This window comes from Streptomyces sp. NPDC048142, from assembly GCF_043202835.1.
In the GTDB taxonomy this organism is placed as follows: domain Bacteria; phylum Actinomycetota; class Actinomycetes; order Streptomycetales; family Streptomycetaceae; genus Streptomyces.
The window spans coordinates 118,936-137,041 of record NZ_JBIDBC010000013.1; the positions used below are offsets into that span (position 1 = coordinate 118,936).

Annotated in this window: 16 protein-coding genes and 1 riboswitch; of the genes, 11 read left to right on the forward strand and 5 right to left on the reverse strand. The window is 73.7% G+C overall.

Annotation, left to right across the window (positions count from 1 at the left end; all coding sequences use genetic code 11):
• Positions 1 to 50: 50 nt before the first annotated feature.
• From ACGF2Y_RS18815 to ACGF2Y_RS18865, 11 genes are all read left to right on the forward strand, one after another.
• Positions 51 to 749: an ArsR/SmtB family transcription factor gene (locus tag ACGF2Y_RS18815; RefSeq protein ID WP_392948476.1), complete on the forward strand. Its 699-nt coding sequence runs from the start codon at positions 51 to 53 to the stop codon at positions 747 to 749.
• Positions 746 to 2,224, forward strand: coding sequence for an MFS transporter (locus ACGF2Y_RS18820; RefSeq protein ID WP_392948478.1), 1,479 nt, complete (start codon positions 746 to 748; stop codon positions 2,222 to 2,224). The genes ACGF2Y_RS18815 and ACGF2Y_RS18820 overlap by 4 nt, the downstream gene beginning before the upstream one ends.
• Entirely contained in the window at positions 2,208 to 3,164 is a 957-nt protein-coding gene (locus tag ACGF2Y_RS18825; protein WP_392948480.1) for a carbohydrate kinase, read from the forward strand. Before ACGF2Y_RS18820 ends, ACGF2Y_RS18825 begins: the two co-directional genes overlap by 17 nt.
• 87 nt (positions 3,165 to 3,251) lie before the next feature.
• Positions 3,252 to 4,370, forward strand: coding sequence for a beta-ketoacyl-ACP synthase 3 (locus ACGF2Y_RS18830; RefSeq protein ID WP_392948483.1), 1,119 nt, complete (start codon positions 3,252 to 3,254; stop codon positions 4,368 to 4,370).
• On the forward strand, positions 4,354 to 5,610 hold the full coding sequence (locus tag ACGF2Y_RS18835; protein ID WP_392948484.1) for a beta-ketoacyl-[acyl-carrier-protein] synthase family protein: 1,257 nt from the start codon (positions 4,354 to 4,356) through the stop codon (positions 5,608 to 5,610). The genes ACGF2Y_RS18830 and ACGF2Y_RS18835 overlap by 17 nt, the downstream gene beginning before the upstream one ends.
• 74 nt (positions 5,611 to 5,684) lie before the next feature.
• Positions 5,685 to 7,697, forward strand: coding sequence for an acyl-CoA dehydrogenase (locus tag ACGF2Y_RS18840; protein ID WP_392948651.1), 2,013 nt, complete (start codon positions 5,685 to 5,687; stop codon positions 7,695 to 7,697).
• 104 nt (positions 7,698 to 7,801) lie between these two features.
• Positions 7,802 to 8,077 carry an acyl carrier protein gene (locus ACGF2Y_RS18845; protein ID WP_392948486.1) on the forward strand — a complete coding sequence of 92 codons (276 nt, stop codon included), beginning with the start codon at positions 7,802 to 7,804 and terminating at the stop codon, positions 8,075 to 8,077.
• Positions 8,074 to 9,297 (forward strand): beta-ketoacyl-[acyl-carrier-protein] synthase family protein, encoded by a 1,224-nt coding sequence (locus ACGF2Y_RS18850; protein WP_392948489.1) that lies wholly within the window; start codon positions 8,074 to 8,076, stop codon positions 9,295 to 9,297. The genes ACGF2Y_RS18845 and ACGF2Y_RS18850 overlap by 4 nt, the downstream gene beginning before the upstream one ends.
• A 166-nt stretch (positions 9,298 to 9,463) precedes the next feature.
• Positions 9,464 to 9,651: riboswitch (cobalamin riboswitch) on the forward strand.
• A gap of 60 nt (positions 9,652 to 9,711) precedes the next feature.
• Positions 9,712 to 10,758 (forward strand): ABC transporter substrate-binding protein, encoded by a 1,047-nt coding sequence (locus ACGF2Y_RS18855; protein ID WP_392948492.1) that lies wholly within the window; start codon positions 9,712 to 9,714, stop codon positions 10,756 to 10,758.
• A gap of 65 nt (positions 10,759 to 10,823) precedes the next feature.
• Positions 10,824 to 11,876, forward strand: a complete 1,053-nt coding sequence (locus ACGF2Y_RS18860) for a FecCD family ABC transporter permease (protein WP_392948653.1) — start codon at positions 10,824 to 10,826, stop codon at positions 11,874 to 11,876.
• On the forward strand, positions 11,873 to 12,757 hold the full coding sequence (locus tag ACGF2Y_RS18865; protein ID WP_392948495.1) for an ABC transporter ATP-binding protein: 885 nt from the start codon (positions 11,873 to 11,875) through the stop codon (positions 12,755 to 12,757). The genes ACGF2Y_RS18860 and ACGF2Y_RS18865 overlap by 4 nt, the downstream gene beginning before the upstream one ends.
• 157 nt (positions 12,758 to 12,914) lie before the next feature.
• Here the strand turns inward: ACGF2Y_RS18865 and ACGF2Y_RS18870 are convergent, their stop codons facing one another.
• The 5 genes from ACGF2Y_RS18870 to ACGF2Y_RS18890 form a co-directional block, all read right to left on the reverse strand.
• On the reverse strand, positions 12,915 to 13,976 hold the full coding sequence (locus tag ACGF2Y_RS18870) for a DUF2382 domain-containing protein (protein ID WP_392948498.1): 1,062 nt from the start codon (positions 13,974 to 13,976) through the stop codon (positions 12,915 to 12,917).
• Between the two features lie 462 nt (positions 13,977 to 14,438).
• Positions 14,439 to 14,966 (reverse strand): thioesterase family protein, encoded by a 528-nt coding sequence (locus tag ACGF2Y_RS18875; protein ID WP_392948501.1) that lies wholly within the window; start codon positions 14,964 to 14,966, stop codon positions 14,439 to 14,441.
• The gene (locus ACGF2Y_RS18880) at positions 14,963 to 15,970 is read right to left on the reverse strand and encodes a 3-hydroxyacyl-CoA dehydrogenase NAD-binding domain-containing protein (protein ID WP_392948504.1); all 1,008 of its coding nucleotides are present in this window, start codon (positions 15,968 to 15,970) and stop codon (positions 14,963 to 14,965) included. Before ACGF2Y_RS18880 ends, ACGF2Y_RS18875 begins: the two co-directional genes overlap by 4 nt.
• A gap of 74 nt (positions 15,971 to 16,044) precedes the next feature.
• Positions 16,045 to 16,938 carry a 3-keto-5-aminohexanoate cleavage protein gene (locus ACGF2Y_RS18885; protein WP_392948507.1) on the reverse strand — a complete coding sequence of 298 codons (894 nt, stop codon included), beginning with the start codon at positions 16,936 to 16,938 and terminating at the stop codon, positions 16,045 to 16,047.
• Between the two features lie 133 nt (positions 16,939 to 17,071).
• Positions 17,072 to 17,956 (reverse strand): TetR family transcriptional regulator C-terminal domain-containing protein, encoded by an 885-nt coding sequence (locus tag ACGF2Y_RS18890; RefSeq protein ID WP_392948510.1) that lies wholly within the window; start codon positions 17,954 to 17,956, stop codon positions 17,072 to 17,074.
• Between the last annotated feature and the right edge of the window lie 150 nt (positions 17,957 to 18,106).

Genomic DNA, 18,106 nt, shown 5'->3' on the forward strand with positions numbered 1-18,106 from the left:
TTCTGCAAAAATACTTTGGGAAAGTGCCCTTTCCGTTCTACGCTGCGGTCATGGACAGCGAAGACAGCCGTCGGGTACTCGATCCCGCGCAGGACGGGGCCGCCCTCAAGGCCCTCACCCACCCCCTGCGCCTCACGCTGCTCGGCCTGCTGCGGCAGCACGGCCCGGCCACCGCCAGCGAACTCGCGGTCAGGACCGGGGAGTCCTCGGCCTCCACCAGCTACCACCTGCGGGTGCTCGCCAAATACGCGTTCGTCACCGAGGCCGACCACCGGGACGGCCGGGAACGGCGCTGGAAGTCCGTGCACGACATGACCTCGTGGAGCAACGAGGCGATGCACCGCAGCCCCGGCGGCAGCACGATCCTCAGTGTCCTGCGCCGCCGTCAGATCGAGCACCTCCAGCAGTCGCTGGACCGCCATGAGGCGGACCTGGAGAGCGGCCGGCTGGGTCAGGAGTGGCAGGAGCCGTCGGGCGTCAGCGACTCGATGCCCCGGCTGACCCCTGAGTCGCTCGCCGAGCTGTGGGAGGTTCTCCAGGCGAAGACGGACGAGCTGACCGCCCGCGACGCCGGGGACCCCCGCGCCGAGCAGGTCGTGCTGTTCACCGCCGGGCTCCCGCTGGCCCCGGAGCCGGTGGCCGGTACGGACCACCCGGCGGCCGATCAGGACCACGCGGACGCCCCCGCCGGATCCGGTGCGGCGGATGCCGTAGGGCCGGACGCCCCCGCTGCCGAAGACGCCTCATGACCGGTTGCCCGGCCCTCGCGGCCCCTGCGCCGGCACCCGGCCTGGACGGCGCGACCGCGCGCCGCCGGTTCGTCACGGTCTCGTTCCTCTTCTGGTTCCCCATCGGCATGTCCATCGCGACCGGGGTGCTCCTCTTCACCGAACGGGGCATGGGACTCGCCGCCGTCGCCGGTTTCTACGCCGTCCACTCCCTCACGGCCGCCGCGATGGAACTGCCCACCGGCGGCCTGTCCGACGTCATCGGACGACGTCCCGTCCTGGCCGTCGCCGGGCTGCTCAACCTCGCCGCCTTCACCCTCATCGGCCTCGGGGCCGCGGGCTGGGCCATCGCTCTCGGCATGGGTCTGATGGGTCTGGCCCGCGCTCTGTCCAGCGGGCCCGCCGAGGCCTGGTACGTCGACACCGTCCACGCCCACGCCGGACCCGACGCCGATCTGCGTACGGGTCTGGCGCGCGGCAGCTCCGCCACCTCGGCCGCCCTCGCGCTCGGCACCCTGCTCGGCGGCGGGCTGCCCTGGCTGCTCGGCCTCGCCCCCGGCGTGGGGGAGTGGCTGGCCGACGTGACCGCCGGGCTCGTGATCCCGCTCTCCGTGCCCGCCCTGCTCGGCGCACTGGTCGAGGTCGTCTTCGTGCTCTACGTGCTGAGCGCCCTGCCCGAACCGCCCAGGCCCCGGACCGGTGTACGAGGGGTGGTGGGCGGGGTGCCCGCCGCCGTCGCCGCCGGGCTCCGGCTCGGCGCCCGGGACGCCCTGATCCGGCGCGTCCTGCTGACCGCGAGCGCCGCCGGGGCCGCCCTCGCCGCCGTCGAACTCCTCACCCCGGGCCGGGCCGCCGCCCTCATGGGAACGGCCGAATCCGGGGCCCTGGTCTTCGCCGGGCTCGCCTGCACCGGATTCCTGTGCTCCGCCATCGGCAGCCAACTCGCCCCGCGCGTCGCCCGGTTGACCGGCAGCAGCGAGCGTGCGGTGCTGGCGAGCCTCGGGCTGGTGACGCTGGGACTGACCCTGCTCGGCCTCACCGCGCACTCGATGAGCCCCCTCGCCACGACGGTCGCCGTCACCGGCTTCGGGCTGGTGTACCTGGGCCTCGGCGCCGCGGGCCCCAACGAGAACGACCTGCTGCACCGCCGGGTCGACGCCTCGGGCCGCGCCACCGCCCTGTCCGTCCAGTCGCTCTCCCTGCAACTGGTCGCCGCCGGCGCCGGACTGGGCGCCGGCATCCTTCCGCCGGGCCCGCTGCCCTGGTTGCTGGCCGCCACGGCCGTGCTGGCCGGAGCCCTGCTCTGGGTCCGCCGGGCCGCCCCGCAGGATGTCCTGCCGCCGGTCCTCGGGCCGGCTCGGGGCGGCCGGGACAAGCCCCTTCGGGGGAACACGTCCACATCGGAGCCGGTGACCGTCCCGACGACGGCCGGCCCCGCCGCACACCTCCACGACACGGCACCCGAGGAGACCCACCCCCATGCCCGACCGACTTGATCCGCTGGTCATCGGCGAATGCGTCGCCGACATCGTCCGGCTGCCCGGCGAGGCCGACCGGGTCCACCCGGGCGGCAGCCCCGCGAACGTCGCGTACGGCCTGGCGCGCCTGGGCCACGACACCACCCTGCTCACCCAGCTCGGACCGGACGGCCACGGGCGGCTCATCCGGGACCATCTGGCCGCCGCCGGGGTCGAGGTCCGCACCGACGGCGCCACCGGGCCCACCCCGTCGGCAGCCGTCGCCCTGGACGACCAGGGGCGCGCCACGTACACCTTCGAGGTCGGCTGGACCCTGGGCCCGGTGGCGCTCGACCGGGCGCCGCGACATGTGCACACCGGCTCGATCGCGGCCGTCGTCGAACCCGGGGCCGCGACGGTCCTGGCCGCCGTGGAGTCCCTGCGGGCCGGCGCGACCGTCAGCTACGACCCCAATGTGCGGCCCGGGTTGATGGGGGAGCGCACCCGGGCCCTGGCCCGGGTCGAACGCTGTGTCGCCCTGAGCGACGTGGTGAAGGCCAGCGACGAGGACCTGCGGTGGCTGCACCCGGACGAGGAGCCGGAGCAGGTCGCCGAGCGGTGGCTCGCCGCCGGCCCCGCACTCGTCCTCGTCACCCGGGGCGGGGCGGGCGCGTTCGCCCTGTTCCCCGGCGGCCGGGCCGTCGTCGAAGCGCTGCCGGTGACCGTCGCCGACACCGTCGGCGCGGGCGACGCGTTCATGTCCGGGACCCTCCACGCCCTTGCCGCGCACGGACTCCTCGGCCCGGACGCCCGTGACCGGCTGCGCGCCGTCGGCCGGGACACCGTCGCCGACGTCCTGCGCCACGCGGTCGCCTCCGCCGCCGTGACCGTCTCCCGGGCCGGGGCCAACCCGCCCGGCCCGGTCGAGCTCCGGGCGGCCCTGGGGGGTGCCCCGCCCACAACTGACGTCACGTCATGACCCGTTCGGCTCAGTCGAACGCACCCTCGTGAGGCGTTCCGCCGTTCGTCAACCGGATGCAGTACGACAACGGGATCGGGGCAACGGGTGGCGAGGAGACGGACGGCCGACAGCGGTACGGAGCCGGGCACGCGGGCGGGCGTCTTACCGGCCGGGGCGGCGCGCACGGCGGTACTGGAGAGCGTGGCGGGCTGGGTGCCGGGGGAACCGGTCGGCAACGAACGGCTCCCCGCGGACTGGGACGTCGACGACGACTGGATCCGCCGCCGCACCGGCATCGGCAGCCGGCACCGCGCCGGACCGGGCATCGCCACCGGGGACCTCGCCTACGAGGCGGCCTCCCGGCTGCTGGCCCGCGCCCCGGCGGTGGGCGAGGTGGACGCGGTGGTCCTCGCCACCGCCACCCCCGACCACCTCTGTCCGGGCACCGCACCCGCGCTCGTGGCCCGGCTCGGGCTCGGCACCGTACCGGCCCTGGACATCGCCGCCGTGTGCAGCGGATTCGTCTACGGACTCGCCGTCTGCCACGGGCTGGTCGCCTCGGGCCTCTACCAGCGGGTCCTGCTGGTCGGCGCCGACGTCTACTCGACCTGGCTCGACCCGGCCGACCGCTCGGCGGGCGTCGTCTTCGGCGACGGGGCGGGCGCCGCCCTGGTGGCGGCCGGGCACTCCGGCGACCCCGGGGAACTGCTCGCGTTCGACCTGGGCAGCGACGGCACGGGCTACGGACTGATCACCGTCCCCGGCGGCGGGGCCCGCGCGCGGGCGGGCGGGAAGCCGCAGGAACCGGGCGACGCGTTCTTCCGGATGCAGGGCGGCACCGTCTACCAGCACGCCGTCGAGCGGATGACGGGCTCCTGCCGGACGCTCCTGGACCGGGTCGGCTGGGACCCGGCCGAGGTCGACCGCTTCGTGCCGCACCAGGCCAACGCCCGGATCCTGCGGGCCGTCGCCGACCGGGTCGGCATCGCGCCGCAGCGCTGCGTCACCCATCTGGACCGGGTCGGCAACACCGGCGCCGCCTCCATCCCGCTGGCCCTGGCCGACGCGGCGGACCGAGGCCGCCTCCGCACCGGCGACCGGGTGCTGCTCACCGCCTTCGGGGGCGGACTGACCTGGGGTTCGGCGGCACTTCGCTGGCCGGGGACCCCGGGGACCATTTCCACGGATTCTACGGAAGGAACACAGCATGTCGCTCCCCGCTGATCAGGGCACCGAGGCCGGAGCCGGCACCGCCATCGCGGTGACGGGGGTCGGCCTCGTGACACCCGCAGGGGCGGACGAGCACAGCTTCTGGGAGGGGCTGTGCTCCGGGCACTCCACCGCCCGGCGGTGCGAGGAACTCGCCGGTCTGCCGGTCGACTTCGCCTGCCCGGTGGACGGCATCGACCTGGACGCGGCGGTCGGCGGCCGGTCGGTGTGGCGGATGGCCCGGTTCGTGAAACTGGCGCTGGTGGCCGCCCGGCAGGCCGTCGCCGACGCCGGCCTCGACCCGGCGCGGTGGGACGGCAGCCGGGTCGGAGTGGTCCTCGGCGTGGGCGTCGGCGGCGTCTCCGTACTCGTCGACAACGCCGCCAGACTGGCGGCCTCGGGACCCGAGGCGGTCTCCCCGTTGCTCGTCCCGATGATGATCCCCAACGCGGCGGCGGGCGAGGTCGCCATCGCGCTGAAGGCGGGCGGCCCGAGCCTCGCCCCCGCCACGGCCTGCGCCTCCGGGGCCACCGCCGTCGCCGTCGCCCGAGACCTGCTGCTAGGCGGGGGCTGCGACGTGGTGGTGGCGGGCGGCGCGGAGTCGGTGCTGACCCCGTTGGTGGTCACGGCCTTCGCCCGGATGGGCGCGCTGTCCACCCGCACCGGCGACCCGGCGGGCGCGTCCCGCCCGTTCGCCGCCGACCGCGACGGCTTCGTCATCGGCGAGGGCGCCGCCATGCTCGTCCTGGAGCGCGAGGCCGCCGCCCGCGCCCGGGGCCGCCGGCCACGCGCCCTGCTCACCGGGGCCGGTTCCAGCACGGACGCCCACCACCCCACCGCCCCGGCCCCCGACGGGCACGGCGCCCAGCGGGCGGTCCAGGCGGCGCTCGACCAGGCGGGCTGGACACCGGGCGACGTCGACCACATCAACGCCCACGGCACCTCCACGCCCCTCAACGACGCCATGGAGACCACCCTCATCTCCCGGCTCTTCCCGCACCGGCCGCCGGTGACCGCGCCCAAGGGCGTCGTCGGGCACACCCTGGCGGCGGCGGGCGCGATCGAGGCGGTGGCGACCGTCCTGACGCTGGAACGTTCCGCCATTCCGCCGATCGCCAACCTGGACGCGCTCCCCGACGCCTTCCCGCTCGACTGCGTGACCAAGGAGCCCCGTCACCAGCGGGTCGAGACGGCGCTGAGCCACTCCTTCGGCTTCGGCGGCCACAATGTCGCCCTCGCCTTCCAACGCGCCTGACAGACGGGGGCGTTTCGGGACGGCGAGGGGTGTCCTCGCCGTTCCTTGATCGTTATTGGGTTGTGACCGTAACCATGAACGACGCGGCCCCGCCGCCCACGAACGACCTGCTCACCGCAGTGCTCTTCGGACCGAACTTCCGCCAGGAACACGGCTTCTGGCGGCGGCTGCTGACAACAGAACCGTTTCGCCGCCCCGGTGGCGGCACCCCCGACGAACGACTCGCCCTCTCCTACCACCGGCTGCGCATCCTCAACAACGCGCTCGACAGCGGCGCGAGGCTGGCCGCCGACCCCCGGGCGCTGGCCGCCCTGCACGAGTGGCTCGGCCCCGTCGACCCGGCGCTGACCACCGTGGCCGGCATCCACTACAACCTCTTCCTCGGCAGCCTCCTCGACCACGACACGGGCACCCGGCGCGACTTGTCGGACTTCCTCGCCCTGCGGCGCGTGGGCACCTTCCTCTGTACGGAGGTGGCGCACGGCAATGACGCGGCGGCCGTCGAGACGACCGCGACGTACGACCGCGAACGCGACGGCTTCGTCCTGCACACCCCGCACGGCGGAGCGCAGAAGTTCATGCCCAACACCAGCCCCGCCGGAGGCCCCAAGTCCGGTGTGGTGGCGGCCCGGCTGCTCGCCGACGGCACCGACCACGGCGTCTTCCTCTTCCTCACCCCGCTCACCGACGCCCACCGGGCCCTGCCCGGCGTCCGGGTGCGGCGGCTGCCCGCCCGGATGGGCTCCCCGGTCGACCACTGTCTGACCTCCTTCGACCGCTGCTTCGTCCCGCGCGACGCGCTGCTCGCCGGACAGCAGGGGCGGATCGGCGACGACGGGACCTTCCGCAGCGAAGTCCCCAACCGCAGACGGCGGTTCCTCGCCTCCATCGGCCGGGTCACCCCCGGCAAGCTCTCCATGAGCGCCTGCGCGGTCGGCTCCGCCCGGGTCACCCTGGCCATCGCCGTCCGGTACGCCGGGCACCGGATGATCTCCGGATCGCGCGCCGCGCAACGGGTCCCGGTGTACGCGCACCGCACCCACCACGGGCCGCTGGCCGGTGCGATGGCCGCCGTCTACGCGATGAGCCTGCTGCACCGCAGGGCCCTGGACCGCTGGGAGTCCGCCCCGGAGGCCGACCGGGACGAGGCGGAGCGCCTGGTGGCCGTCGCCAAGGGCTGGATCACCTGGCAGGCGCGTGGCGTCATCGTCGAGTGCCGCGAACGGTGCGGCGCCCAGGGGCTCCTGGAGAACAACGGCATGACCGAGCTGTTCACCGGCATCGAGGGCGCGATCACCGCCGAGGGCGACAACCTCGCCGTGCACGCCAAGGCCGCCGCCGAGATGCTGTTCAGCGCCACCGCCCGGGAAGCGGCCCCGGACGAGGGCCCCGGCGATCTCGCCGATCCCGCCTTCCTCGGCAGGCTCATCGCGGCCGTGGAGGGCCTCTGGTTCGCCCGCGCCCGCGATCGGATGAGCGCCGCCCCGCCCGGCGACCCGCTCGGCCGCTGGAACGCCGCCTCCCCGGCCGCGCTGCGCGGCGTCGAGGCCTACGCCTACCGGCAGGCCGAAGAGGCGTACGCCGACGCCGTCGCCTCCCTGCCCGAGGGCGAGGCGCGCGAACGGCTGACCGAGCTGCGCAGGCTCTTCGCGCTCCAGTGGATCGCCCGCAACAGCGGCGACCTGCTCGCCTCCGGACGGCTGACCGCCGATCAGGTCACCTTTCTGCCCGCCACGCTGGAGGAGGCGATCACCACCGTGGCCGCCCACACCCCCGCCCTGGTCGAGTCCTTCGCGCTTCCCGAGCGCCTGATGTCGGACTGGCCGATCGCCGGACCCGGCTACGCGGAGGTCTACGACGACCCCGAGGGAGCCTGGCACCGGGGCCGCAGGGCGGGAATCCGGGGCCGCGCGGCGGAGTTCCGGCGGCCCGTCTGCGGCAGCAGGAGGCGCCCGCTGCGCGAGAAGGTGGCGGCGCTCAGCACCCGCGGGGTCCTGCTGGCGTACTGGGGAACCACCTCGATCCTCTCCCGATGGTTCGAGAAGCCGCAGGTGAGCGTAGACGAATCGGTTCGCCCCAGGGCGTAACCGGAAGATCGTCATCCAGTTACTTCGGGCGGTGGGTCGCTGCGTTCGGCCACCCGCCGCGCAGGAAGAGCCGAGCCGATGAGATGCCGATGAGAGGAATCACCATGAAGACCATCCACCCCAAGATCACCGAGGTGCTGACCGGGACGTTCAAGGTGCCCGGCGCCGAGATCCTGCCGGAGTCCACCATGGACAGCCTGGAGATGGACTCCCTCGCGGTCGCCGAGTTCGCCGTCATCATCAAGGAGACCCTCGGCGTCGACGCCGACTCGGAGAAGCTCTACAAGGACGCCACGCTGGCCGACATCTCCGTGTACATCGACGCGGCCGTCGGCAGCGCGGCGGCCGAGGCCACGGTGCCGGTGAGCAACACCCGATGAAGCGACCCGCCATCGCCGTCACCGGGCTGGGCATGATCACCCCGGTCGGCCACACCACCGCCACCACCTGGGACGGCGTGTGCGCCGGGGAGTCGCCCGCCCGCACCGTCCCCGAACTGCGGGGCTGCGCCGTCGACTTCGCCTGCACGGTCTCCGGCATCGACCTCGACGAAGCGGTCGGCGGCCGGACCGCGTTCCGGATGGGCCGGTACGTCAAGTTCGCCGTGCTGGCCGCCCGGGAGGCGGTCGCCGACGCCGGGCTCGATCCGGAGCACTGGGACGGCGCCCGGGTCGCCGTCGTGGTCGGCACCAGCAGCGGAGGATCCGCCGGACTCACCGAACAGGCCGTCGCCCTGGAGCGGCGCGGCCCGGAGGCCACCTCGCCCTCGGGCATCCTGCTGACCATCCCGAACATGCCCGCGGCCGAGATCGCCATCCGGATGAAGGCCACCGGACCCAGCCTGGCCCCGTGCACGGCCTGTTCGTCCGGGGTGACCGCGCTGTCGGTGGCCCGGGACATGCTGACGCTGGGCCACTGCGACATCGCCATCGCCGGGGCCACCGAGTCGATCGTGTTCCCGGTCGCCATGACCGGCTTCGCCCGCTCCGGAGCGGCAGCACTGCGGGACGGCGACCCCGCCCGCCTCTGCCGCCCCTTCGCCGCCGACCGGGCCGGGATCGTCATGGGCGAGGGTGCGGCCGTCATGGTCCTGGAGCGGGCCGAGGACGCCCGTGCCAGAGGAGCCTCCCCCCGGGCGCTGATCGCGGGCACCGGCGCCACCACCGACGCCCACCACCCCACCAGCCCCCACCCCTCCGGGGACGTCGCACGGGCGGCCGTCGACGCCGCGCTGCGCGACGCGGGCTGGCAGGCCGAGGACGTCGACCACGTCAACGCGCACGGGACGTCTACCCCGCTCAACGACGCCACCGAGGCCGCCCTCATCGGCCGGGCCTATCCGCACCGGCCGCCCGTCACCGCCCCCAAGGGCGTACTGGGCCACTGCATGGGGGCAGCCGGCGCCATCGAGGTGGGCCTGACGATCCTCACGCTCCAGCACGGGGTCGTCCCCCCGATCGCGAACCTGGACGCCCCCGCGCCCGGGTTCGACATCGACTGCGTCACCAAGCTGCCGCGCGAGGTGCCCGTACGGCGGGCCGTCAGCCACTCCTTCGGCTTCGGCGGCCAGAACGCGGTGATCGCCCTCCAGGCTCCGTAGCCCTCGGGCCGCGCAGCTCTCGGGCCGCGTAAACCTTCGGGCTCCGCAACGTACGGGCTCCGTGGCCCCGGCGGATCCTCCGGGCCGGTGCGGGCGGGCCGATCCCGCGCCGCACCGGCCCGCGAACAGCGGCCGCCGCACCGGCCCCGATCCGCGCGAAGACGCGTGATAGCTTGCCGGGGCCAGTCGAACCCCAGCGACGGGGTCAGGGAATCCGGTGCGAACCCGGAACTGACGCGCAGCGGTGAGGGCGACGGGCGGGGCCACGGCCACTGGAGCACCCAGGTGTTCCGGGAAGGCGTCCCGTCCGGACGAACCCGAGTCCGAAGACCTGCTGGCGCCCGCGCCCCGCACCGGGGCACGGGAACCGTACGACGGGCTCCGCGGCTGGGCCCAGAGACACAGAGGTCCTTCGTGCTGTCCACGGCCGCCCCCGCCCCGATACGTACCGCCGCCCTGCTCGCGGCGGGACTCCTCCTGCTGACCGCCTGCGGCGGCGACGGGAGCACCACGGCCGCCGAGGGCGGCCAAGCCGACGGGTTTCCGCTCACGCTCAAGAACTGCGGACGCACCGTCACCGTGAAGGCCCCGCCCGAACGGGCCGTCTCCGTCGACCAGGGCTCGACCGAGATCCTCCTCTCGCTGGGCCTCGCCGACCGGCTGGCCGCCACCGCCACCTGGAGCGACCCGGTCATGAAGGGCCTGGAGAAGGCCAACGCCGGAGTCGAGCGGATATCGGACAACCGGCCCTCCTCGGAGAAGGTCCTCGACAAGGAGCCCGACTTCGTCTCCGCCTCCTTCGCCTCGACCCTCGCCAAGGGCGGCGTCGCCCCCCGCGAACAGTTCGAGAAGCTCGGCGTCCCCACCTACATCTCGCCCGCCGACTGCACCGGCAAGGACAACAGCGGCGGCGGCGACGGAGCCCGTACCGCGCCGCTGACGATGGACAGCGTCTACACGGAAGTCCGTGAACTGGCCGAGGTGTTCGGGGTCCCCGAGCGCGGTGACGCCCTGGTGAAGAAGCTCCGGGCGCGGGTGGACAAGGCCACCGACGGCATCGACGCGTCGGACGCCTCTCTCCTCTACTGGTTCTCCGACTCCAAGGCCCCCTACCTCGCGGGCTGTTGCGGCGCCCCCGGCGTCATCACCAAGGAACTCGGCGCGAAGAACGTCTTCGACGACACCCACGACGAATGGCCCCAGGTCAGCTGGGAGACCGTCGCCGACCGCAACCCCGACGTCCTGGTCATCGGCGACCTGAGCCGCACGATACAGACCGCCGAGAGCGCCGAGAAGAAGATCGAGTTCCTGGAGTCCAACCCGGTCACGAAGAAGATGGACGCCGTCAAGAACCGCCGCTACGTGCTGCTCAGCGGCCAGGCCATGAACCCCACCATCCGGACCGTCGAGGGCCTGGAGCGCGTCGCGGCCGGACTCCGCGAGTTCGGGCTCGCGGGGTGAACGGCGGGAACCGGCCGGTGCGGGAGACGGAGGGCCGGTCGGTGCCTGACGCCGAGGACCGGCCGGTGCTTCCGCTCGCCGTGCCGCCGGGCCCGGTGTGGAGCGGCGGCCCGCTCGCCGTGCTGCTCTGGGCCGGCGGCGTCCTGCTCCTGCTGCTCTCCGTCGCGGTCGCCGTGACCATCGGGCCCGCCCGGATCTCCGTGCCCGACGTCTGGTCCGCCGTCGCCGCGCACCTCGGGTTCGGCGCTTCGGACCTCAGCCCGATCCGGGACGGCATCATCTGGAACCTCCGCATGCCCCGCACCCTCCTCGCCGCCGTGTGCGGCGCGGGCCTCGCGGTGTGCGGCACGGTGATGCAGTCCCTGCTGCGCAACCCCCTCGCCGACCCCTTCGTCCTCGGCGTCTCCTCCGGAGCCTCGACCGGGGCGGTCGTGGTGGTCGTCCTCGGGGTCGGCGGGGGAGCGGTGTCGCTGTCGGCCGGGGCGTTCGCCGGGGCGCTCCTCTCGTTCGCCCTGGTGCTGCTGCTCAGCCACACCCTCGGCGGCAGCACCGACCGGGTCGTCCTCTCCGGCGTCGCCGCGATGCAGCTCTTCTCCGCCCTCACCTCCTTCGTCGTGATGACCTCCGCGGACGCCGAGCAGACCCGCGGGGTGCTGTTCTGGCTGCTCGGCTCGCTCAGCGGCGTCGGCTGGACCGAGGTCGCCCTCTGCTCCGCCGTCCTCGCCGGCTGCCTGGTGGTCTGCCTGGCCCACGCCCGTACGCTCGACGCCTTCGCCTTCGGGCAGGACGCCGCCGCGGCCCTCGGCGTGAACGTCGCCCGCACCCGGATCGTGCTGCTGTGCACCACCGCCCTGCTGACCGCCGCCCTGGTCAGCGCGGCCGGCGCGATCGGCTTCGTCGGCCTGGTCCTGCCGCACGCCGCCCGCGCCCTCACCGGCTCCGGGCACCGGCGGCTCCTCCCGGTCACCGCGCTCGCCGGGGCGGTGTTCCTGGTCTGGGTCGACACCCTCGCCCGGACCGTCCTGGACCCGCAGGAGGTGCCGGTCGGCGTCGTCACCGCGCTGATCGGCGTACCCGCCTTCGTCCTCGTCCTGTACCGCACCCGGAGCACGTCATGAGCCCTGCGCCGCACCAGGAGCACGCCACGGCCGCTGCGCCGCACCCGGAGCACGCCACAGGATCTCCGCCGTACCAGGAGCACGTCACGGGCCCTGCGCCGCACGCCGTCGCCGAAGGCCTGCGCGCCGACCGGATCGACCGGGCGGCGGGCGGCCGGCTCATCCTCGACGGCGTGGACATCGCCCCGCCTCCCGGCTCCACCGTCGGGCTCCTCGGCCCCAACGGCTCCGGCAAGTCCACCCTGCTGCGGGTCCTCGCGGGCCTGCTGGCCCCGGACGCCGGCGTCGTCACCCTGGACGGGGACTCCATCGCCGGCCTCGGCCGCCGTACCGTCGCCCGCCGGATCGCCGTCGTCGACCAGCACGCGGTCACCCAGGTCGACCTCAATGTCCTGGACGTCGTACGCCTCGGCCGCATCCCGCACCGGCGCGCCTGGTCCGCGCCGGACCGCACCGACGAGGACGCCGTCGCCGAGGCACTGCGGCGCACCGGCCTCACGGACCACGCCGGGCAGTCCTGGCACACTCTGTCCGGGGGCGAACGCCAACGCGTCCAGATCGCCCGCGCCCTGGCCCAGCAGCCCCGTGAGCTCCTGCTGGACGAACCGACGAACCACCTCGACATCCAGCACCAGCTGGACCTGCTCGCCCTGGTCGCCGAACTCCCCGTCACCAGCGTCGTCGCGCTGCACGACCTCAACCTCGCCGCGATGTTCTGCGACCGGATCACCGTGATGAAGGCCGGCCGGGTCGTCGCCGGCGGCACCCCGGCGGAGGTCATCACCGGGGAACTCATCGCGGACGTCTACGGGGTCCGGGCGGTCGTCACCCCGGACGGTCCTGACGGACGCCCTTCGGTACGGTTCCTGCCGCGCCGCTGAGCGCGGACGTCCTTCGGTGTGCCGCTGAGCGCGGGCGCCCCTCGGTACACCGTTGAGCGCGGGCGGCGCCGGACAGCCCGCCGGGCGGACTCGGCGTGCGAGCCCGCCCGGCGGCCGAGGACGTGGGAGCGGCCGTGGCCACCTGAGGAGGTGGGGGTCAGCGGCGTCGCCCCTGGCCGAACTCACCACCGGCGTCCTTGCCGGTGCCCAGGTCCTTGCCGTCCGCGTAGTCGATCTTCTCCTTGCGGATCTCGGCGGAGACTTCCTTCTGCTCGGTGACCCGGTTGGTCTCCAGCCGGACCCGCTCCACCGGCACGGACTCCTTGCGCACGGTGGCGCGCTCCGCGTGCAGCGTGACCTCGACGTCCTGCTCGCCGAAGTCCGTGGTCCCGATGGTCTTCTCACCGGGCTGGAGCGGTTCGCGGACCACACGCACCTCTTCGTGGGACACGGGCACGGTCCGGGTGACCTCCTCGGTCACCACGTACTTGTGCAGCCGCGCCTTGCCGCTCTCGTACTCCTCCTTGCCGACGTGCAGCTGTTCCTCGGAGCGGATCAGCTCCTCCTGGCCGCTCATGTCGGCAGCCCGGGACATGCCCGCACCTGCGCCCGCCAGCGGGCGTGCCGTGGTGGAGGCGTCCGTGTCGCGGTGCCTGCCCGTACCGCTGCCCACTCCTGTCATGCCCGCTCCCGCCGCTCCCGCGCCGGCCGCCCCGGCGCTCGTGCCCGCCGTGGTCGTCTTCCCGGTCGCCCCGGCGCCCGGGGCCGTTCCGGTCGTACGGGCCGTTCCCGCTGCGCCCGCCGCGCCGGCAGCACCGGCCGCGCCCATCGTGCCGGTCCCGGCGACGGTCGGCGCGTCCATGCCGGACGGCCTGTTCTCGCCGAGATTGCCGGACTTCCGGGTCAGGCCGTAGTGCCGGTACAGCTCCTCCTCCTCGGCGACGGAGAGGTGTGCGTCCGCGTCCACCCGAGGCGCGTCCTTGACGCTCTCCTTCGGATGCGCGACGTGCAGGTCGGAGCCCACCCGACGGGCCCCGGCGAGCGGTACGAAGCTCTCCTTCATGCCGAACAGACCGGTCTTGACCGTGACCCAGTCGGGCTTGCCGGTGTCGTCGTCGACGTACACCCGGCCCACACTGCCGACCTTCTCGCCGTTGTTGTCGTACACGGTCAGACCGTCGAGTTCTCCGGAATCCGTGAAACCGTCAGCGGCTCCCATAACCGATTCCTCCTCTCGGGCACGCCCTGTGGTTGGCTCCACCGGAGGTGGCGCGTCCGGCTTCCATCGCGCCTCACCCACATGGACGCTGCAACCGCCGGCCCGGCCCGACAGCGGCCCCCGGACGCCCGGTGCGGGGCCCCGGCCTCGTGCGACGCCGCCGGGCCGCCCCGGAAGCCGTTAGGCCAATCGGGTGAGGGTGCGGGTCCCGCACAAGAACGGTGGACCCTGGCCGCCGAACGACCCCGCCCGGCACCGTGACGGTGTTCAGCTCACCGTCACCGTCACCGGGTGCCGCACCATCGCGTCGGACAGACAGCCCTGGGCGATGTGTGCGGTGGCCACCGGCTGCGCGCGCCCCGAAGCGCGCCCCGAATGGCCTGGCGCCCGCGTCGGCAGCACGGCCGGCGCCCGGCGAGCGACGACGACAGGGTCGGGGCCGGGGTCGGGGTCGGGGTCGGCTCAGCGGACCGCTGGGACCTCGGCGATCGAGCGGCCCGCCCACTCGGGCGCCGGCTCGACGAGCGCGGCCAGCCGTTCCCGTACGGAATCCGGGAACGGTACGGTGCGGCCCGCCCGTTGGTCCACATGGAGCGCCAGCAGCTCGCTCGTGGCCACGGGGGCGGCCTCCGGCTCCGGTACGCCGTCCGGCGCGCCGACCACGTACAGCTCGTGGCAGAAGCGCGCCTTCTTCGCGTCCGCGCCCAACAGACGGGTGCGGACGGCGAGATGGGCGCCCTCGGTCACATCGCGGAGATAGCGCAGATGCGACTCGACGGTGTAGAGCGAGCAGCCGGTGCTCTCCCGGTACCCTGCGTGCAGACCGGTCTCGATCATCATCGCGTCGGTGGCGTACCCGAAGACCAGGACGTAGAACGCCTCGCTCATATGGCCGTTGTAGTCGATCCACTCGGGCCGCACGGTCCGGTGGACCAGAGGGAGCGCCGTGGCGTACTCGGTGCGGCGGGTGTCCTCGGTGTGCTCGCTCATCGGGTCGCCTCCTCGGCGGACCGGGGCAGGCGGCCCGTGGCCCGCAGGACGTCGATGACTCCCCGGTCCCGCTCGGCGACCAGATCGGCGATGCTCCGGCCGTCCGCGGCTTCCTCGCAGCCGGCCACCACCGCCTCGTACAGCGCACGGTCCAGTTCGGGTGCCTCCAGCCGGGTCCAGGGCGACTTCAGCGACGGGCCGAAGTGGTCGAGCATATGGGCCATCCCGCCCTCGCCGCCCGCGAGCGCGAACGTGAGCATCGGCCCCATCACGGCCCAGCGGAGCCCCGGCCCCTCGGTGATCGACGCGTCGATCTCCCGTACGGTCGCCTCACCGGCGGCGACCATGTGCAGGGCTTCGCGCCACAGGGCCTCCTGGAGCCGGTTGGCTATGAAGCCGGGCACCTCGCGGTCCATGGTGATCACGGACTTGCCCGCGACGGCGTAGAAGCGCGAGGCCCAGTCGACCGAGGCGGGCGCGGTCAGCTCACCGCCGACGACCTCGACCAGGGGGATGAGGTAGGGCGGGTTGAAGGGATGCCCGACGACGAGCCGCCCGGGGGCGGCGGCCTCCGTCTGCATGTCCGTCATCGGGTAGCCGGAGGTGGACGAGGCGATCACCGTACCGGCGGGCGTGGCGGCGTCCAGCCGGGCCAGCAGGCCGCGCTTCAGGTCCAGCTTCTCCGGGGCGCTCTCCTGGACGAACTGGGCGTCGGCAACGGCCTCTTCGAGGGTCGCGGTGACGGTCAGCCGGTCCTGCGACGCTCCGTCGGCCAGGCCGAGCTGCTCCAGCGCGGGCCAGGCGGCCGCGATGAGCCGGCGCAGCCGGACGGCTGCGTCGGGTGCCGGGTCCCAGGCGGTGACGTCGTAACCGCGGGCGAGGAAATGGGCCGCCCAGCCACCGCCGATCACCCCGGCCCCGACGCACGCGACACGGCGTACGTCCTCGGGGGCGCAGGGGGCGGCGGGGCCCTCGGTCGCGGCGGCAGAGGGTGTGACAGTCATGGGCGACACTCCAGAAAGGCGGTGGGGGGAGGGAGCTGTACGAGGAAGGGGAGGGGCAGAGTGAGGCGTGGGGGTCAGGCGCGCGGGCGCAGGCCGAGCTTCTCGCGCGCCTCGTCGGGCGTGGCGACCCGGGAACCCAGGGATTCGGTGATCCGCACGGCGCGCTCCACCAGCTGGCCGTTGGTCGCCTTGACACCCTTGCCCAGATAGAGGTTGTCCTCCAGGCCGACCCGGACGTGTCCGCCGAGCAGGATCGACTGGGCGACCCAGGGCATCTGCATCCGGCCGAGCGCGAAGCTCGCCCACTGGGCGCCCTGCGGAAGCATGTTGACCATCGACTGGAGAACGCCCGGGTCGGCGGGCGCGCCCCACGGAATGCCCATGCAGAGCTGGAAGACCGTGGGATCGTCGAGCAGCCCCTCGGCGAGGAGCTGTTTGGCGAACCACAGCTGCCCGGTGTCGAAGATCTCCAGCTCGGGCCGGACCCCGAGTTCCTGGATGCGCTTCGCGCCGGTGCGCAGCATGTCGGGGGTGGAGACGTAGAGGTTGCTGCCGTCGCCGAAGTTCAGCGAACCGCAGTCCAGGGTGCAGATGTCCGGCAGCAGGTCCTCCACGTGCGGCAGCCGGTCGAGACCGCTGACCAGGTCGGTGCCCGGCAGCCGGCGGAGCGGGGCCTCCGGATCGATGACGAGGTCCCCGCCCATCCCGGCGGTCAGGTTGATGACCACATCGGTGCCGGTCTCCCGGATACGTTCGACGACCTCGCGGTAGAGGCGGGGATCGCGGGAGGGGGCGCCGGTCTCCGGCTCGCGGACATGGATGTGGACCACGGCTGCCCCGGCGCCGGCGGCCTCGACGGCGGAGGCGGCGATCTGCTCGGGCGTCACCGGGACATGGGGGCTGCGGCCGACGGTGTCGCCGGCTCCGGTGAGCGCGCAGGTGATGATGACGTCCTGGTTCACGGGCATACGAAAACGTCTCCTCTCGGGGAGTTCAGGGAGTTGGGGAGTTCGCGGAGTCCGGGGGAGTCCGGGGAGTTCGGGGAGTTCGGGGAGTCCGGGGTTGAGCGGCTTCTTCGGGTGTACGGGGCGGGTGCGGGCGTCAGCTGGGCACGGGCGCCGTCAGGCAGGCGTCCACGTGGGCGATCAGCACGTCGTGCATGGACTGAGCGCCGGTGCCCGGGAGGCCGGGCTCGGTGGCCAGGACCTGGGAGGCCAGTCCGTCGATCAGCGCGGTGAGGGCGAGGGCCGCGCTGTCCACGTCGACCGGACGGAACACGCCCTGCTCGACGCCGCGACGGATCACGTCGGCGACCGTCCCCCGCCACTGGCGGTAGTACTCCACGTGGAGCCGTCCGACCGTGGTGGACCGGGCGGCCTCGGCCCACAGGTCGAGCCAGACGCACCATTGCCGCCGTTGCTGTTCGGTGCGGGGCGTCTGGAGTTCGATCAGCAGGCGCAGCTCGTCCCCGGCGTGGCGGGTACCGGCCGTGGCGTCGGCACGGCGACGGGTGTCCTCGTCCATGCACCAGCGGACCGCCGCTTCGAGCAGCTCGTCACGGCCGGGGAAGTGGTAGTGGATCGCCGCCGTGCTGGTGTGGCAGGCCGCGGCGATGTCCGCGACCCGGACGGCGTGGAACCCGCGCTCGGCGATGAGCCGGACGGTCTCGCGCACGATCTGCAGGGGTCTGCCGCCCTCGGGTGAGGGCGAAGGCGGGCGAGGGAGTGAAGTCGCGCTGCCCGTCGCGGTAGCGGCCGTCGAGGTACCGGCTGTCGTATCGGCCGTCGTACCGATCAGCAGGCCGACGTCCACGCCGCCGATGTCCGCGATCCGGGCCAGTTCGGCGGCGGTGAAGCGACGTGTCCCGTTCAGGGAACGGGACAGCTTCGACGGATCGATGACGATCCGCCGCGCGAACTCGCGCGCGCTCACACCCGCCGCGTCGATCACCTGTCGGACCCGTGCGGCCACCTCGTCCTGCTGCATGGCAACCACCGTAACCATGTGTTGAGAAAACCTCAACATCGGCAGGTGTAAGCCCTGGAGAGGGAGGGTGTTGTGGGGGGGGGGGGGGGGGGGTGGGGAGTGGGAAAAATGGACACAGCGTGCGAGCCGGACCAACCAGCTAAGGACCCG

Excerpts from the sequence above, each read along its gene's own strand:
- ACGF2Y_RS18815 (WP_392948476.1), top strand. The coding sequence starts at position 51 with ATGGACAGCGAAGACAGCCGTCGGGTACTCGATCCCGCGCAGGACGGG.
- ACGF2Y_RS18820 (WP_392948478.1), top strand. The coding sequence starts at position 746 with ATGACCGGTTGCCCGGCCCTCGCGGCCCCTGCGCCGGCACCCGGCCTG.
- ACGF2Y_RS18825 (WP_392948480.1), top strand. The coding sequence starts at position 2,208 with ATGCCCGACCGACTTGATCCGCTGGTCATCGGCGAATGCGTCGCCGAC.
- ACGF2Y_RS18835 (WP_392948484.1), top strand. The coding sequence starts at position 4,354 with ATGTCGCTCCCCGCTGATCAGGGCACCGAGGCCGGAGCCGGCACCGCC.
- ACGF2Y_RS18840 (WP_392948651.1), top strand. The coding sequence starts at position 5,685 with ATGAACGACGCGGCCCCGCCGCCCACGAACGACCTGCTCACCGCAGTG.
- ACGF2Y_RS18845 (WP_392948486.1), top strand. The coding sequence starts at position 7,802 with ATGAAGACCATCCACCCCAAGATCACCGAGGTGCTGACCGGGACGTTC.
- ACGF2Y_RS18850 (WP_392948489.1), top strand. The coding sequence starts at position 8,074 with ATGAAGCGACCCGCCATCGCCGTCACCGGGCTGGGCATGATCACCCCG.
- ACGF2Y_RS18865 (WP_392948495.1), top strand. The coding sequence starts at position 11,873 with ATGAGCCCTGCGCCGCACCAGGAGCACGCCACGGCCGCTGCGCCGCAC.
- ACGF2Y_RS18870 (WP_392948498.1), bottom strand. The coding sequence starts at position 13,976 with ATGGGAGCCGCTGACGGTTTCACGGATTCCGGAGAACTCGACGGTCTG.
- ACGF2Y_RS18875 (WP_392948501.1), bottom strand. The coding sequence starts at position 14,966 with ATGAGCGAGCACACCGAGGACACCCGCCGCACCGAGTACGCCACGGCG.
- ACGF2Y_RS18880 (WP_392948504.1), bottom strand. The coding sequence starts at position 15,970 with ATGACTGTCACACCCTCTGCCGCCGCGACCGAGGGCCCCGCCGCCCCC.
- ACGF2Y_RS18885 (WP_392948507.1), bottom strand. The coding sequence starts at position 16,938 with ATGCCCGTGAACCAGGACGTCATCATCACCTGCGCGCTCACCGGAGCC.
- ACGF2Y_RS18890 (WP_392948510.1), bottom strand. The coding sequence starts at position 17,956 with ATGCAGCAGGACGAGGTGGCCGCACGGGTCCGACAGGTGATCGACGCG.